This is a genomic window from Blastococcus capsensis (assembly GCF_030165005.1).
In the GTDB taxonomy this organism is placed as follows: domain Bacteria; phylum Actinomycetota; class Actinomycetes; order Mycobacteriales; family Geodermatophilaceae; genus Blastococcus; species Blastococcus capsensis.
This window is the reverse complement of the sequence record NZ_JASNNW010000007.1, coordinates 180,100-193,006: the sequence shown is the minus strand read 5'-3', so window position 1 is coordinate 193,006 and position 12,907 is coordinate 180,100. Positions and strand designations below refer to the sequence as shown.

General features: G+C 75.8%; 17 protein-coding genes. 11 read left to right on the top strand and 6 right to left on the bottom strand.

Annotated features, from left to right (window positions below):
• The first annotated feature begins 20 nt into the window (after window positions 1-20).
• Window positions 21-431, top strand: a complete 411-nt coding sequence (locus QOZ86_RS08505) for a hypothetical protein (RefSeq protein ID WP_284491526.1) — start codon at window positions 21-23, stop codon at window positions 429-431.
• A gap of 6 nt (window positions 432-437) precedes the next feature.
• Here QOZ86_RS08505 and QOZ86_RS08500 read toward each other — a convergent pair whose 3' ends face one another.
• Entirely contained in the window at window positions 438-719 is a 282-nt protein-coding gene (locus tag QOZ86_RS08500) for a DUF427 domain-containing protein (RefSeq protein WP_284491525.1), read from the bottom strand.
• A 121-nt stretch (window positions 720-840) separates the two neighbouring features.
• On the opposite strand from QOZ86_RS08500, the gene QOZ86_RS08495 reads away from it, so the two are divergent.
• The gene (locus QOZ86_RS08495) at window positions 841-1,062 is read left to right on the top strand and encodes a hypothetical protein (protein ID WP_284491524.1); all 222 of its coding nucleotides are present in this window, start codon (window positions 841-843) and stop codon (window positions 1,060-1,062) included.
• Here the strand turns inward: QOZ86_RS08495 and QOZ86_RS08490 are convergent.
• The 3 genes from QOZ86_RS08490 to QOZ86_RS08480 form a co-directional block, all read right to left on the bottom strand.
• Entirely contained in the window at window positions 969-1,649 is a 681-nt protein-coding gene (locus tag QOZ86_RS08490; protein WP_284491523.1) for an SRPBCC family protein, read from the bottom strand. The genes QOZ86_RS08495 and QOZ86_RS08490 overlap by 94 nt on opposite strands.
• Window positions 1,650-1,658: 9 nt before the next feature.
• Window positions 1,659-2,255 carry a TetR/AcrR family transcriptional regulator gene (locus QOZ86_RS08485; protein WP_284491522.1) on the bottom strand — a complete coding sequence of 199 codons (597 nt, stop codon included), beginning with the start codon at window positions 2,253-2,255 and terminating at the stop codon, window positions 1,659-1,661.
• A gap of 437 nt (window positions 2,256-2,692) precedes the next feature.
• Entirely contained in the window at window positions 2,693-3,148 is a 456-nt protein-coding gene (locus QOZ86_RS08480) for a GNAT family N-acetyltransferase (RefSeq protein WP_284491521.1), read from the bottom strand.
• A 99-nt stretch (window positions 3,149-3,247) separates the two neighbouring features.
• Here QOZ86_RS08480 and QOZ86_RS08475 point away from each other — a divergent pair, with 99 nt between their 5' ends.
• From QOZ86_RS08475 to QOZ86_RS08450, 6 genes are all read left to right on the top strand, one after another.
• Window positions 3,248-4,258, top strand: coding sequence for an iron ABC transporter substrate-binding protein (locus QOZ86_RS08475; RefSeq protein ID WP_284491520.1), 1,011 nt, complete (start codon window positions 3,248-3,250; stop codon window positions 4,256-4,258).
• A 110-nt stretch (window positions 4,259-4,368) separates the two neighbouring features.
• The gene (locus tag QOZ86_RS08470; protein WP_284491519.1) at window positions 4,369-5,865 is read left to right on the top strand and encodes an ABC transporter permease; all 1,497 of its coding nucleotides are present in this window, start codon (window positions 4,369-4,371) and stop codon (window positions 5,863-5,865) included.
• Window positions 5,862-6,986: an ABC transporter ATP-binding protein gene (locus QOZ86_RS08465; protein ID WP_284491518.1), complete on the top strand. Its 1,125-nt coding sequence runs from the start codon at window positions 5,862-5,864 to the stop codon at window positions 6,984-6,986. Before QOZ86_RS08470 ends, QOZ86_RS08465 begins: the two co-directional genes overlap by 4 nt.
• Before the next feature lie 20 nt (window positions 6,987-7,006).
• Window positions 7,007-7,801, top strand: coding sequence for an aldolase/citrate lyase family protein (locus tag QOZ86_RS08460; protein ID WP_284491517.1), 795 nt, complete (start codon window positions 7,007-7,009; stop codon window positions 7,799-7,801).
• Complete coding sequence (locus tag QOZ86_RS08455) at window positions 7,798-8,649, top strand: NAD-dependent epimerase/dehydratase family protein (RefSeq protein WP_284491516.1); 852 nt, start codon at window positions 7,798-7,800, stop codon at window positions 8,647-8,649. The genes QOZ86_RS08460 and QOZ86_RS08455 overlap by 4 nt, the downstream gene beginning before the upstream one ends.
• On the top strand, window positions 8,646-9,344 hold the full coding sequence (locus QOZ86_RS08450) for a glycosyltransferase (protein WP_284491515.1): 699 nt from the start codon (window positions 8,646-8,648) through the stop codon (window positions 9,342-9,344). Before QOZ86_RS08455 ends, QOZ86_RS08450 begins: the two co-directional genes overlap by 4 nt.
• A gap of 10 nt (window positions 9,345-9,354) precedes the next feature.
• Here QOZ86_RS08450 and QOZ86_RS08445 read toward each other — a convergent pair whose 3' ends face one another.
• Window positions 9,355-10,803 carry a hypothetical protein gene (locus QOZ86_RS08445; RefSeq protein ID WP_284491514.1) on the bottom strand — a complete coding sequence of 483 codons (1,449 nt, stop codon included), beginning with the start codon at window positions 10,801-10,803 and terminating at the stop codon, window positions 9,355-9,357.
• Window positions 10,804-10,921: 118 nt separating this feature from the next.
• Between QOZ86_RS08445 and QOZ86_RS08440 the strand changes: the two genes are divergently transcribed.
• The gene (locus tag QOZ86_RS08440; protein WP_284491513.1) at window positions 10,922-11,167 is read left to right on the top strand and encodes a hypothetical protein; all 246 of its coding nucleotides are present in this window, start codon (window positions 10,922-10,924) and stop codon (window positions 11,165-11,167) included.
• 18 nt (window positions 11,168-11,185) lie between these two features.
• On the opposite strand, the gene QOZ86_RS08435 is transcribed toward QOZ86_RS08440, so the two are convergent.
• Complete coding sequence (locus QOZ86_RS08435; protein WP_284491512.1) at window positions 11,186-11,455, bottom strand: DUF2277 domain-containing protein; 270 nt, start codon at window positions 11,453-11,455, stop codon at window positions 11,186-11,188.
• A 38-nt stretch (window positions 11,456-11,493) separates the two neighbouring features.
• Between QOZ86_RS08435 and QOZ86_RS08430 the strand changes: the two genes are divergently transcribed.
• Together QOZ86_RS08430 and QOZ86_RS08425 are read left to right on the top strand one after the other, a co-directional pair.
• On the top strand, window positions 11,494-11,904 hold the full coding sequence (locus tag QOZ86_RS08430; RefSeq protein WP_284491511.1) for a hypothetical protein: 411 nt from the start codon (window positions 11,494-11,496) through the stop codon (window positions 11,902-11,904).
• A gap of 59 nt (window positions 11,905-11,963) precedes the next feature.
• Window positions 11,964-12,863, top strand: coding sequence for an SDR family NAD(P)-dependent oxidoreductase (locus tag QOZ86_RS08425; RefSeq protein WP_284491510.1), 900 nt, complete (start codon window positions 11,964-11,966; stop codon window positions 12,861-12,863).
• The last annotated feature ends 44 nt before the right edge of the window (window positions 12,864-12,907 follow it).

Below are 12,907 nucleotides of genomic sequence, written 5' to 3'. Positions count from 1 at the left end.
GGGAGGGGAAGCTTGGACGCATGAGCATCACACCCGAGGCCCTCGAGGCGGAGTTCTCGCTGACGACGGCCGCGACCCGGCTGGACTTCCTCAGTCGCCGCGACAACGGCGACACCGCGCTCAACACCGTCCGCGACGACGACGACCCGTGGGCCGCGACCCTCCGCGACACCGGCACCCAGCTCGACGTCCACGAGGCCCTGGAGCTCCTGGCCCTCGGCGAGGTCGTCTCCCGCAAGGCGCACGACAGCCAGCTGGTCGGCATCCGCGCCGCGCTGCGCGGCGGCGCCGACTGGGACCAGATCGCCGCCGCCCTCGGCGGCAGCCCGCAGCAGGCCTACGACTCCTTCACCGAGGCCGTCGCCCGGCAGCTCGATTCCGACGCCGCAGCGTCGGCCCGCGAGCTCGCCGGTAGCCGCCCGGCCCGCTGAGGGCGGTCAGCGCACCTCGACGCCCTTCCAGAAGGCCACGCGCCCGGCGATCTCCCGGGCAGCGTCCTTCGGCTCGGGGTAGCACCAGGCCGCGTCCCGGTTGACCTGGCCGTCGACCTCCAGGCTGAAGTAGGACGCCGTGCCCTTCCAGGGGCACACGCTGTGCGTCTCCGAGGGTCGCAGGACGTCGTCGCGCACCGCGTCCCGCGGGAAGTAGGCGTTGCCCTCGATCGTGACGATGTCGTCGGACTCGGCGACGACGAGGCCGTTCCAGGTGGCAGTGGTCATGGTCCGATCGTCCCCGTCCTCGACTGCCTGTGCGCGTCGGGAGGAGTGACCGCCGACGCCGTGGGCATGGAGCCGGGGACGGCGGTCACCCGGCCGCTCCCCGATTCCCAGGAGGCTTCGCATGTCGCATCCCGACGACCACGGCCGCGACGACCGACCCGAGGCGGCTGGCGCCTCCCCGGAGGGACGGCGGCGCGGCCGGATCCTCATCCCGCTGGCCATCCTGCTGGTGATCGCCGCGGTGTTCGCCTACATCCTGCTCGTCGGCACGAGCAACGACGAGGCCGCTGAGGACATCGGCGCACCGGCGTCCGCGCCCGTGGTCGCGACGGCGCCGGTCTGACGCCGGTCGACGGGTGAGCACGGCGAACGTGGCGACCGCGTGAGCCCGGCACCATCCTCTGCGCCGAGCCGGTCTGATCCGTCACTCCCGAGTGCCCTGCCGGTCCTCCCGGCGGGCGCCTCGGCCGCGGCGCGCAGCCGCTCCAGGGTCGTCACCATGCCGGCCCGCAGTGCCTCCCGGCGGTCTCCGGCGCGGAACACCTTCTCGATGACGAACCAGCCCACCCGCGTCACCGGCCGCTCCACGTCGTAGCTCTCCACCACCCGCGTGCCTCCGTCGACCGGCTCGAAGCGGTACCGCCAGGCGATCGTCCCGGCGAAGGGCTCGGTGCGGACGAACGCGAATTCCCGGCCCGGGTCGGCGGCGGTGACGACCGGTCGGTTCCTCCACCGCCGGCCCGCAGCGGTGGTGTTGACGGCCTCGAAGCGGGCCCCCACCGCCGGGCCGGTCGCGCCGTCCAGCCAGCGGCAGCTGACCAGGTCGGGGCTGAAGTCGGGCGTGCGGGTCACGTCTGCGACGAGGGCGTAGACCTTCTCGGGTGGGGCGGCGGCGACGGTGCTGACCTCGTCGCGGTCCAGGGTCTGCATGGCGACTCCTCAGGGTGCGTAGGCGGAGAGGAACAGGTCGATCGCTGCGTCGGTGAGCCGGCTGAACACGCCCTCGGCGAAGGGCGCGCCGGGCTGGTTGGCCAGCTGCTGGGAGATCAGCCCGCTCAGGACGACGGTGTAGAGGCGCACCGTGTCGTCGGAGTCGGCCGAGGGGTGGAGCTGGCCCAGGCGCACGGCCTCGGCGAACTCCGCCCGCACATCGGCCATCTCGTCGACCGAGGGCGCGAAGACGGCGGGCGAGGGCTCGAAGCCGGGCACCGGGCGCCAGTGCAGCAGATGGGCCAGTGCGGGGTGCTCGACCGCCCAGTGGACGACGGCCGCCGCCCCGGCGCGGATCCGCGGGACTCCCCGCGGGAGCCCGTCGACCGCGGAACGGACCGCCGCCTGCTGCGCGGTCAGGCCTCGGGCGAAGAGCGCGTCGTAGAAGGCGTGCCGCGAGGGGAAGTACTTGTAGAGCGACGGGCCGCGGATGCCCATCCGCCGGGCGACCTCGGAGACGCTCAACGCGCCGACGCCGTCCGCGGCCATCAGTGCCTGGCCGTGCTCCAGTGCCTCGGCGACGACGGCGGCACGCCGGCGTGCCACGCGATCCGTCCGGCTTGGTGCCGTAGCCACGGCTACAGGGTCTAGCCTCCTGTTCCTGCCGTCAAGGGGCCTGCGTCGGAGCGCCCGCCGGCGACGCGGGCACTCGCCGTCCTGGCCGTCCCGGCGCGCTTCCCCCCGTCGGGACGTGCTCCCCGGAAGGTCTGCCTCTGAGTGCATCTGCACTCAGAGGCAGACCTTCGGACGAGAACCTGTGGCGCCCTGGAGATGACCACAGCGAGCGGGGTAGCACCTTCCCCGTCCACAGCACCGGCGCGGACCGGGGAGGCGGGTGCCCCGGTGGGGCCGGTCGCGGCCGAGCTCGCGGACCTACGGCTGGCGGGCCCTGTCCGCCGACGGACGGAGGCGTCCGGGATGGCCGCCGACCGGGCGTGCGACCTGGGCGGACGCGGCGGACCCGTGCCGGTGGCGGCGTCCGGTCACGACATCTCGCGCCGCATCGGCAGGTGCGGGATGCCGTCCTCGACGTAGCCGGGGCCGCTGCGCCGGAAGCCGAAGCGCGCGTACCACTCCTCGAGGTGGGCCTGGGCGCCCAGCGTGAGCTTGCCGTCGCCGTAGTCGGCGATCGCCTGCTGGATCAGCCGGGCGGCCAGCCCGCGGCCGCGCGCGGCCGCCGCGGTGGCTACCCGGCCGATGGCCCGCGAGGTGCCGTCGTCGAGCACCCGGATGGTCGCCAGCACCGCGCCGCCGTCCTCGAGCCACAGGTGCTCGGTGGCCGGCTCGACGTCGCGGCCGTCCAGCTCCGGGTAGGGGCACTGCTGCTCGACGACGAACACGTCCACCCGGAGGCGGCACAGCGCGTACACCTCGAACGGCGTCAGGTCGGCGAACCGGGCACGGCGCAGGCGCGGGCCGTCGGCGTCGGGAGAGCGCATGTGCTCCGTTGTAGCCCACGGCCCACGCGACCCTGGCGGCTGGCCGGGGCGGGAGCGCGCATGCTTAGGTGTGCCTTGCCTATCTGCAGGAGGACTTTCGTGACCAGGCTCGGCCGCGCGACCGTCGGCGCCCTCTCCACCCTCACCCTCTCGGCGTCGCTGGCCGCCTGTGGTTCGGACGCCGACACGCTGACCGTCTACAGCGCCCAGCACGAGAGCCTGGTGCGCACGATGCTCGCCGACTTCACCGAGGAGACGGGCATCGAGCTCGAGTTCCGCGACGCCAACGACTCCGAGCTGGCCAACCAGATCGTCGAGGAGGGCGACGCCTCGCCGGCCGACGTCTTCCTCACCGAGAACAGCCCGGCCATCGACGTCGTCGACCAGGCCGGCCTGCTGGCGCCGCTGGACGAGGAGGCCCTGGGCCAGGTCGACGAGCAGTTCCGGCCGTCGTCGGGGAACTGGGTCGGTTTCGCCGCCCGCTCCACCGTGCTGGCCTACAGCCCCGAGGCGGTCAGCGAGGACCAGCTGCCCACCTCCATCCTCGAACTGGCCGACCCGCAGTACGAGGGGCGCGTGGGCGTCGCGGCCGGCGGCGCGGACTTCCAGGCCATCGTCAGCGCGGTGCTGGCCCTCGAGGGCGAGGACGCCACCAGGCAGTGGCTGACCGGCCTGGAGCGCAACGCCGAGATCTACGCCAGCAACACCGCGGTGATGAAGGCGGTCGACGAGGGCGAGATCGACCTCGGGGTCATGTACCACTACTACTGGTACCGCGACCAGGCCGAGGGCGGCCTCGTGGGTGACGACGCCGAGCTGCACTACTTCGGCAACTCCGACCCGGGCGCCTTCCTCAGCGTCTCCGGCGCGGGGGTCCTCGCCTCCTCCGACCAGCCCGATCAGGCACAGCGGCTGGTCGCCTACCTGACCGACCGCGCGGCCCAGGAGCGACTGGCCGACAGCGACGCCCTGGAGTACGCGGTGGGCACCGGCGTCGAGTCGGCCGACGTGCTGCCGCCGCTGGCCGAGCTGGAGGCCCCCGAGGTCGACCCCGGCGCCCTCGACGCCCCGCAGGTCACCGAGCTGATGCAGGAAGTGGGCCTGCTCTGACCGCTCCCACGCTCGGCACCGCGAGCCCCGGAGCGCCGGTACCCCCGGCGCCCCGGGGCTCCGGTGCGTCCGCGCGCGGACGCCGGCGGCTGCGGCGGTCCCCGGTCACCGTGGCGCTGGCGGTCTGCGTCGCGGCCCTGGCGCTGCTGCCGCTGGGCTACATCGCCGGCTACACCGTCGAGGTCGGCTGGTCCGGCGTCCGTGAGCTGGTGCTGCGACCACGGGTCGCCGAACTGCTCTGGAACACCGGCCGGCTGGTGCTGGGCACCGTCGCCGTGTGCGCCGTCCTCGGGGTGGGGGCCGCCTGGCTGGTCGAGCGCTCCACGGTCCCCGGCCGGCGGGCCTGGCACGTCCTGCTGGTGGCCCCGCTGGCGGTGCCGGCGTTCGTGAACAGCTTCGCGTGGATATCGCTGCTACCCGGGCTGGACACCTACGCCGGAGCGCTGCTGGTCGTCTCGCTGTCCTACTTCCCGTTCGTCTACCTGCCCGCGGTGGCCGCGTTCCGCGGCTTGGACCCGGCGCTCGAGGAGACCGCCCGCGGACTGGGCCTGTCCGGCTGGGCGGTGTTCGTGCGGGTGCAGCTGCCGCAGCTGCGGGTGGCACTGCTCGGCGGCAGCCTCCTGGTGGCGCTGCACGTGCTGGCCGAGTTCGGAGCGCTGCAGATGCTGCGGTATCCCACCTTCACCACCGCCATCTACGACCAGTACCGGGCGACCTTCAACGGGCCCGCGGCCACGATGCTCGCCGGGGTGCTCGTGCTGCTGTGCCTGTTCCTGCTGGTGGGGGAGCTGCGGTTGCGAGGAGCCCGCGGCTACGCCGGCAGCGGTCGCGGCGCCGTCCGCCCGGTCCGGCCGACCGCGCTGCGCCGGCTGACCGTCCCGGCGCTGGCCGCGCTCGCCGTGCTGGTGGCCGCGGCTCTGCTCGTTCCCCTCGGCGGGATGGCGTACTGGTTGCTCGCCGGCGCCTCCAGCAGCCTCGACGCGGCCGAGCTCGCCGCCACCACGGCCAGCACGCTGGCGCTGGCCGCCGCGGCGGCGCTGGTCACCACGGCGATGGCGCTGCCCACCGGCTGGCTCGCGGTGCGCGCCCGGAGCCGGGTGGCGACGTTGCTGGAGCGGGCCACCTACGTCGGCAGCGCGGTCCCCGGCATCGTCGTCGCCCTGGCGCTGGTGACGCTCAGCATCCGGGCCACCCCGTGGCTGTACCAGACCGTGCCGGTCCTGGTCGCCGCCTACGCCATCCTGTTCCTCCCGCGGGCGGTCGTTCCCGTCCGGGCGGCGGTCGAGCAGTCCCCGCCGCTGTACGACGACGTGGCGGCGTCGCTGGGCTCCTCGGGCGCCGACCGGCTGCGCCGGGTCACCCTGCCGCTGCTCGCGCCCGGGATGGGCGCGGGGGCGGCGCTGGTCTTCCTCGCGGTGGTCACCGAGCTGACCGCCACCCTGCTGCTCGCGCCCACCGGTACGACGACGCTGGCCACGGCGTTCTGGTCGGCGAGCAGTGCCTTCGAGTACGGGGCCGCCGCCCCGTACGCGGTGGTCATGGTGCTGCTGTCCGTACCTGCCACCGTGCTGCTGTCCCGAGACACCCGACGAGGTCTGACCCCATGAGCTCCCTCACCGTGACCGCGCTGACCAAGGCTTTCGGTGCCACCCCGGTGCTCACCGGGGTGGACCTGCACGTGCCGGCCGGTGGCCTGGTCGCCCTGCTGGGCCCCTCGGGCTGCGGCAAGACGACGCTGCTGCGGTTGGTGGCCGGGTTCGACGACCCCGACAGCGGAACCGTCGTCCTCGGCGACCGCGTCGTGGCCGGTGCGGGGAGGGGCGTGCCCGCCCGCAAGCGCGGCATCGGGTTCGTCCCGCAGGAGGGCGGCCTGTTCCCGCACCTGTCCGTGGCCGGCAACATCACCTTCGGCCTGCCCCGGCAGCAGCGGCGCGACTCCGGCCGGGTCCGCGAGCTGCTGGACCTCGTCGGTCTGGACGCCGCCCTGTCCGACCGGTCGCCGCACCAGCTCTCCGGCGGCCAGCAGCAGCGGGTGGCGCTGGCCCGGGCGCTGGCGCCCGAGCCCTCCCTGGTGCTGCTCGACGAGCCCTTCTCCTCCCTCGACGCCGCCCTCCGCGAGGAGACCCGGCAGGCCGTCAGCGCGGCGCTGACCGCGGCCGGGGCCACCGGGTTGCTGGTCACCCACGACCAGGCGGAGGCGCTGTCGATGGCCGACCAGGTCGCGGTGCTGCGCGGGGGACGGCTGGTCCAGCTGAGCGACCCGCGCACCCTCTACCAGCGCCCGGCGGACCTCGACGTGGCCGCGTTCGTGGGGGAGTCGGTCGTCCTGGCCGCCGACGTCCGGGACGGGCGCGCGGAGTCGGTGCTGGGCAGCCTGGTCGTCACGGGGGCCGCCGTCCCGGGCCCGGCCCGCATCCTGCTGCGCCCGGAGCAGCTCCGGCTGGTCCCTCCGGTCGGCGCCGTGCCGCGCGGACGGGTGCGGAGCGTCGACTTCTACGGCCACGACTCCCGGGTGCGCCTCGACCTCCCCGGCGGGTGCTCCGTCACCGCCCGTCTGGAGGGCGCCGACCTGCCCTCGGTCGGTCAGGACGTCGGTATCGAGGTGTCCGGTGCGGCCGTCGCCTTCCCCGCCGCGGGCGATGCGGCGGGGGGTGCCGGGCCGGCCGTCGTCGTCGGTCCCGCCGGTGCGGGCCCGACGCGCCGACGGGCCGTCGAGCCGATCAGTTAGGAGAGCCTAAGCTACCCGGCATGGATCTGTTCCTGTTCACCACCGACGCCGCCTGGGGCCGCGACGTGGTCGCCGCGGGTGCGGCAGGGCTCGTCGTCGACTGGGAGCGGCGCGGCAAGCTGCACCGCCAAGCGGGTGAGGGTACGCAGATCAACGCCGACACCCCTGCGGACCTGTCGCGGGTGCGGGCGGCCACCCCCGGCCGGCTGCTCTGCCGGATCAACGGCCTGGGGCCGTGGACCGCCGAGGAGGTCGCCGAGGCGGTCGACCGCGGGGCCGACGAACTGCTCCTGCCCATGGTGCGGTCGGCCGAGGAGGTCGACCGGGCACTGGACGTCGTCGCCGGCCGCATCCCCCTGGGCATCCTCGTCGAGACCCAGGACGCCGTCGACCGGGTGGGCGAGCTCGTCCGGCGGCCGCTCGCCCGGATCTACGTGGGGCTCAACGACCTGCGCATCGACCGCCGGTCCACCGAGCTGTTCCGGCCGCTCGTCGACGGCACGGTCGACGACGTGCGGGCGCAGGTACCGATGCCGTTCGGGGTGGGCGGCCTGACGCTGCCCGGGCACGGCTTCCCGCTGGCGGGGGACCTGCTGGCCGCCGAGCTGGTGCGGATCGGTGCTCGATTCACCTTCCTGCGCCGTGCGTTCACCGCCGACATGGCCGGTCGCGACCCCTTCGTCGAGGTGCCCCGGCTGCTCGCCGGGCTGGACGAGCTGCGCCGCGCCGACGCCGAGCGGGCCCTGGAGCTCCGGGATGCGTTCGCCGCGGCCGTCGCCGGGCTGCCCGGGGCCCAGGTGGCGCAGCCGGCGTGAGAGCACTGGTGACCGGTGCCGGCGGCTTCGTCGGGCGGCACCTGGTGGCACGGCTGCAGCACGAGGGCTGGCAGGTCACGGGCCTGACCCGCCGCGACGTCGACCTCGCCGATCCGGTCGCCGCTGCGGCCGCGGTGCGGGCGGCCGACCCCGACGTCGCGTTCAGCCTCGCCGCAGGGCGGGCCAAGGGCACGCCGGCCGAACGGGCGGCCACGGTGGCGGTCAACACCAGCCCCTGGCTGGTCGACGCGCTGCCCGATCGCTGCCGCACCGTGGTCCGGCTGGGCTCGTCGACCGAGTACGCCGCCGCCTCCCGCCCCCTGGCGGAGGACGCGCCCCTGGAACCGCGCGGCTTCTTCGGCGCCACCAAGGCGGCCGGCTCGCTGCTCCTCCAGGCGGCCGCCGCCGAGCGGGGCATCCGGGCCGCGGTGCTGCGCGCCTTCCAGGTCTACGGGCCCGGCGACCACCCCACCCGGCTGGTCCCGGTGGTGATGGCCGCGGCCCGCGACGGGGGCACCGTCGACCTGCCCGCCCGGCTGAGCCGGCGGGACTGGGTCTGGGTGGGTGACGTCGTCGACGCGTGCCTCCGGGCCGCCGTGGACGACGGCCTGCCGCCGGGCGTGGTGCTCAACATCGGCACCGGCGTGCAGACCAGCACCGAGGAGCTCGTGGCGGTCGCCGAGCGGGTCACCGGACGGCCGATCGCGACCGTGCCGGGCGCGCACCCCGGCCGTGGCTGGGACACCGCGGACTGGGTCTGCGACCCGGCGCTGGCCCGCCGGCTGCTCGGCTGGTCGCCGACGGTCGACCTCGCCGAGGGGTTGGCACGTACCTGGGCGGCCGGGTGAGCGACGCGGGCACCGGGTCGCGGGTGGCCGTGGTCGTGCCGGTGTACGGGAACGAGGCAACCCTGCCCGAGCTCGCCGACCGGCTGGCCGCCGCGCTTCCCGGCCGGGACTGGCGGCTGCGGCTGGTCATCGACGCCTCCCCGGACGACAGCGCCCGGGTCGCCCGCGAGCTGGCCGCGCGGGACGGGCGGATCGCGGTCACCGGGCTGACGGTCAACGTCGGTCAGCACGCCGCGCTGGCCCGGGGGCTCGCGGAGGAGCCCGACGCGGACGTGTGGGTGTGCCTGGACGCCGACCTGCAGGACCCGCCGGAGGCCGTCCCGCTGCTGCTGGACCGGCTGGCCGCCGGCGACGTGGCGGCGGTCTTCGCCGGCCGGCGCGGTCGCTACGAGTCCCCGCTGCGCCGCGCCACCGGCACGCTGCACCGGCGGGTGGCCGCCGCGCTCACCGGGCTGCCCCCGGACGCCGGCGCCTTCCTCGCCATGGGCCCGGCCGTGCGCGCCGCCGTCGTGGCGGCGGTGGAGCAGCGCGGCGCGCCCAGCGTGGTCCTCGCCGTCGGCCGGTCCGGCCGGACGACGACCAGCGTGCCGGTGGTCCGGGACCAGCGTCCGGTCGGGCGGTCGGCCTGGACGCCCGGTGCGCGGCTGCGGCAGTCGGCCCGGTCGCTGTCCTGGGCGCTGCGCGCCCGCCGCTGAACGGAAGGGCTCAGCGCGCCCACGTCTGGAGGGCCAGGAACGTCTTGTCCGCGGGGAACTCGTACTGCCGGACCATGCGCAGGCCGGCGTCCCGCAGGATCGCGTCGTCGTCGGTGGGTATCGGCTCGCCGCGGACGATGCGGCGGACCAGCCACACCCGGTCCGCGTCGGCCGGGGCGTCGTCCGGGGGGAGGACGACGTCGGGCCGCAGCTGCGGGGCGGACGTGCGCACGTAGTGGTCCAGGCCGATCGCCGAGCGCTGGTCGGCGGCGACGATCGGCTCGCCGGCCTCGTGCAGCTCGGTCAGGAGCGCCACGACCTCGTCGGCCCGCTCGCGCGGTCCCCGCTCCGCCAGCGGCGCGGCGGCGAGCAGCGAGCAGCCGACCAGCACGGCCGCGACCGGCACCCGGGCCACGCGCGGCAGGGACATCGCCCCCGCGGCAGCGAGCACGCCCAGCCCCAGCAGGCCGGCCAGCAGGTAGCGGGGGAGGAAGACCGGCCGCACGAGCTCGGCGGCGAGCAGCAGCAGCAGCGGCACCACCACCCAGCTGGTGGCGACGACGCGGGCACCGCGGGCGCGGACCGCGCCGACCAGCGCGAGCACGAGGGTGAGGTAGAGCAGCGGGGTGCGCCCGCCCGCCCACGCCTCCGCGGCCATCCCGACGAGCCCGCCGTCGGTGTCGCGCAGGTGCTCGGCGTTGCGCGCACCGGTGCCGTTGAGCACCGCGAGGGCCACGAAACCCACGGGCGGCAGGGCGGCCAGCGCCCCGGTGAGCACGACCGGGATCGCGCGGCGGCGCCGCAGCAGCACCGCCGCGGTGACGAAGGCGGCGAGCACGGTGACCGCGTACCAATGAGCCAGCCCCATGCCGGCCCCGGCGAGCCCGAACAGCAGCAGTCCCCGGGGCGCCTCCTGCAGCCAGCGGGCCAGCCCGAGCGCCGTCGCCCCGGTGGCGAGCACGGCCAGCCCGTAGCTGCGCGCCTCCACGGCCTGCTCGAGCACCAGCGGGTTCGCCGCGAGGACGAGGCCCGCGAGGAGGCCGGTGCCCCGGCCGGCGAGGCGGGTGAGCGCCCGGGTGGCCAGGGTGAGCCCACCCGCCGTGGCCAGGAGGGAGAGCACCCGCAGCGACGTGTCCCCGCCCAGCCCCGGGACGGCGTGCCACACGTACATGACGAGGTAGTAGGGGGCGTTGTACGACGGCGGGACGTCGGCCAGGTAGCTGGTGGTACCCACTCCGGTGGTGATCGCGGTGAGGATGTCGCCCAGCGGCAGTCGGCCCACCTCGGCGGTGAAGAGCTCGTCGAACCACAGGCCGTGCCCGGGGGCGAGCAGCACGACGCCCAGGACGGCGACGAGGAGCGCGGGCAGCAGCTCGACCGGCGACCAGGGCGCCCCTGCTTCGGCTCCGGCATCCGTCCGCGAGCCGGCCGGCGACCCCACCTCCGTCGCAGTCGTCACCCCTGCAGGTTAGGTGACCCTCTCCTGGCCGTCGGGCACCCGGCCCGACATGGTGCGGCAGCGGACCGCCCGCGAGCCGGATGGGATGCGGACGCCGTCGCGGGGTAGGGACCGGACCATGTCGATGTCGAGCCCGTTCGAACCGCACCTCGGCCGTCCTGACGACGGCATCCCCGCCGCTGACCCGGGGCCTGGCGCACCCCCACCCGCGGAGGGATACGGCCCCGCCGGGGAGGAACCCGACCGTCCCGCCGAGGCGACCCGCCCACCGGCCGAGGGAGGCGACGCGCAGACCGACCCGCCGGAGGAACCGCCGTTCCGCACGCCCGACCCGCACGACATCGGGCCGGCGTCGGAGAACTGACCGACGACGGGCCGGCGGTCAGCTGCCGAAGCGGGCGGCTGACCGGGCCCGCGCCTTGGCCGCCTCGACCTCCCGGTCCTTGGGCGGTGCCGTGGTCACCAGGCTCTCCAGCAGCCGGGCCGAGGCGGCGGCCACCTCGGCCACCGCGCGGTCGAACGCCTCGCCGTTGGCCCGCGACGGCTTGGCCGTACCGCTGATCTTGCGGACGTACTGCAGCGCGGCAGCGCGGATCTCGTCGTCCGCGGCGGGCGGCTCGAAATGGGCCAGCGGGCGGATGTTGCGGCACATGCGCCGCAGCGTAGGAGTCGGGGGGAGGGGGGAGCGCGGTGCTCGTCGTGGTGGATGTCGCCAACGTGGTGGGCAGCCGTCCCGACGGCTGGTGGCGGGACCGGGCCGGGGCCGCCGGCCGGCTGCTGGGCCGGCTGGCCGGGCTGCCGGGTGCCACCGTCGAGGGGCCGGAGGGCACGCCGCTGACCTGCACCGGCGTCGTGGCCGTCGTGGAGGGGGCGGCGCGGGATGTGGCGGCGCCGGACGGCGTCCCGGTGGTGCGGGCGCCCGGCAGCGGCGACGACGCGCTGGTCGCAGCGGTGGCGGAGCTCGACTCCCCGACGCTGGTGGTGACCGCCGACCGGGGGCTGCGGGCGCGGCTGCCCGACCGGGCCGACCGGGTCGGTCCGGGCTGGCTGCTGGCGTGTCTGGCCCGGCTCGACGGCATGACCGGCGGCACGACCGGGTAGTGCGCGACCGACATCGGGCGGCCGGGGATGCGGCGCCCCTCTGCTGGCGAGGAGAACCCGTGTCGATCCCCGAGGGCACCCGACGCCCGCTCACCGCCCTGGTCACCGGCGCCTCCAGCGGCATCGGCCGGGCCACCGCGGTGCAGCTCGGCGAGCGCGGCGCCCGTGTGGTGCTGGTCGCCCGCGGACGGGAGTCGCTGGAGGAGGCCGCGGAGGAGGTGCGAGCCGCGGGGGCGGCCGCGGTGCGGGTCTGCCCGGCCGACGTGCTCGACGAGGAGGCCGTCGCGGGGGTCGTCGCCGCGACGGTGGCGGAGTTCGGCCGGCTCGACGTCGTCGTGCACTCCGCCCAGGTGATGGCCTACGGCCGGATCGAGGACGTGCCCAAGGAGGTCTACGAGCGGGTCGTCGCCACGTCGCTGAACGGCACGGCGACGGTGGCCCGGCAGGTGCTCCCGGTGTTCCGCCGGCAGCACGCCGGACACCTGGTGATCGTGAACTCGCTCCTCGGCACCGTGACGACCCCGCTGCTGGGCAGCTACACCGTCGCCAAGTGGGGGCAGCTGGCGCTGGCGCGGGTGCTGCAGCAGGAGACCCGGGACGAGCCCGGCATCTCGGTCTCCATCGTGCAGCCCGGTGGGGTCGACACGCCCATCTACGTGCAGGCAGCCACGTACGCCGGGGTCCACGGGTCACCCCCGCCGCCCGTCTACTCGGCGCAGCGGGCGGCCGGCATCATCCTCTCGACGCTGGACCGGCCCCGGCGCGTCGTGCAGGCGGGGCTGCTCAACCCGCTGATCACCGCCGGTTTCCGGCTGCTGCCCGGCGTCTACGACCTGCTGGTCGAGCCGCTGCTGCGGCGGCTGGCGATGGCCGACGAGCCGGTCGGCCCCACCGAGGGCAACGTCTTCCGGTCCAATCCGGCCGGCAACGCCGTCGACGGGCGCTCGGCCGCCCGGTGAGCGACGGCCGGGGAGGGCGGGTGCACGCGCCCTCCCCGGCAGCG

Bases quoted from the DNA above. Each gene is read 5' to 3' on its own strand.
- QOZ86_RS08505 (WP_284491526.1), top strand. From the start codon at position 21: ATGAGCATCACACCCGAGGCCCTCGAGGCGGAGTTCTCGCTGACGACG.
- QOZ86_RS08500 (WP_284491525.1), bottom strand. From the start codon at position 719: ATGACCACTGCCACCTGGAACGGCCTCGTCGTCGCCGAGTCCGACGAC.
- QOZ86_RS08495 (WP_284491524.1), top strand. From the start codon at position 841: ATGTCGCATCCCGACGACCACGGCCGCGACGACCGACCCGAGGCGGCT.
- QOZ86_RS08490 (WP_284491523.1), bottom strand. From the start codon at position 1,649: ATGCAGACCCTGGACCGCGACGAGGTCAGCACCGTCGCCGCCGCCCCA.
- QOZ86_RS08480 (WP_284491521.1), bottom strand. From the start codon at position 3,148: ATGCGCTCTCCCGACGCCGACGGCCCGCGCCTGCGCCGTGCCCGGTTC.
- QOZ86_RS08465 (WP_284491518.1), top strand. From the start codon at position 5,862: ATGAGCTCCCTCACCGTGACCGCGCTGACCAAGGCTTTCGGTGCCACC.
- QOZ86_RS08460 (WP_284491517.1), top strand. From the start codon at position 7,007: ATGGATCTGTTCCTGTTCACCACCGACGCCGCCTGGGGCCGCGACGTG.
- QOZ86_RS08440 (WP_284491513.1), top strand. From the start codon at position 10,922: ATGTCGATGTCGAGCCCGTTCGAACCGCACCTCGGCCGTCCTGACGAC.
- QOZ86_RS08435 (WP_284491512.1), bottom strand. From the start codon at position 11,455: ATGTGCCGCAACATCCGCCCGCTGGCCCATTTCGAGCCGCCCGCCGCG.